This is a genomic window from Oleiphilus sp. HI0079 (genome assembly GCF_001635105.1).
On the sequence record NZ_LWFT01000370.1, the window covers coordinates 1 to 371 of the forward strand.

A 371-nucleotide genomic window follows, 5' to 3' on the forward strand; every position below is an offset into this window, starting at 1 on the left:
GCAAGACCGTATCGACGAACCCCATTGAGGCAAACGCCAACTGACCAACGATCATTGGCAATGCCAACTTAACCAGCTTTGTGATCACTCGCTCGGATTATCCAGTCTATCTGCGCGAACTCGCGCATACCATTGTGAAGGATTGATGATTTCGCCGTCGTCTGGCGAAACGGGAGGATAGTCCAATTCATGCTCATGACAATATTTGGCGATGTTCGGGTGCGCCCAACGAAAGAATGTCCGCTCATACTCATGGCGATCAAGCCGAGGTCTATCGTACATTCCCGCTGACTGCCTCTGCCGCTGAGCTTCACTAAGAATAATCGCTGCCGCTACAGACACATTGAACGATTCAACCATTCCCATCATAG

The 371-nt window shown here is 50.4% G+C and carries 1 pseudogene; it reads right to left on the reverse strand.

The features are described from left to right. Positions 1-84 precede the first annotated feature (84 nt). Positions 85-371, reverse strand: a pseudogene (locus A3750_RS04900) (tRNA (guanosine(18)-2'-O)-methyltransferase TrmH); the annotation flags it as partial.